General features: G+C 46.0%; 2 tRNA genes and 1 rRNA gene. All 3 read left to right on the plus strand.

From position 1 onward, the window contains the following. Positions 1-64: ribosomal RNA gene (locus tag BLL38_RS30035) — 16S ribosomal RNA — on the plus strand; the annotation flags it as partial. A 122-nt stretch (positions 65-186) separates the two neighbouring features. Further along, positions 187-263 (plus strand) — tRNA-Ile (locus tag BLL38_RS30040). Between the two features lie 10 nt (positions 264-273). Next, positions 274-349: transfer RNA gene (locus BLL38_RS30045), tRNA-Ala, on the plus strand. Positions 350-642: the final 293 nt, after the last annotated feature.

Genomic DNA, 642 nt, shown 5'->3' on the forward strand with positions numbered 1-642 from the left:
CATGACTGGGGTGAAGTCGTAACAAGGTAGCCGTAGGGGAACCTGCGGCTGGATCACCTCCTTAATCGACGACATCAGCTGCTCCATAAGTTCCCACACGAATTGCTTGATTCATTGAAGAAGACGATAGAAGCAGCTTTAAGCTCCAAGCTGATAGCTCTTAGCTAATCAGTTGCGCTCGAAATTGGGTCTGTAGCTCAGTTGGTTAGAGCGCACCCCTGATAAGGGTGAGGTCGGCAGTTCGAATCTGCCCAGACCCACCAATTTTGTTATGGGGCCATAGCTCAGCTGGGAGAGCGCCTGCCTTGCACGCAGGAGGTCAGCGGTTCGATCCCGCTTGGCTCCACCATTAACTGCTTCTGCTGTTAGAGTTTAGAAATGAATATTCAATGATGAATATTGATTTCTAGTCTTTGATTAGATCGTTCTTTAAAAATTTGGGTATGTGATAGAAAGATAGACTGAACGTTACTTTCACTGGTAACGGATCAGGCTAAGGTAAAATTTGTGAGTCACTCTTAATTGAGTATGATCGAATTTTCGGCGAATGTTGTCTTCACAGTATAACCAGATTGCTTGGGGTTATATGGTCAAGTGAAGAAGCGCATACGGTGGATGCCTTGGCAGTCAGAGGCGATGAAT

Source organism: Pseudomonas gessardii (assembly GCF_001983165.1).
Lineage (GTDB): Bacteria > Pseudomonadota > Gammaproteobacteria > Pseudomonadales > Pseudomonadaceae > Aquipseudomonas > Aquipseudomonas gessardii.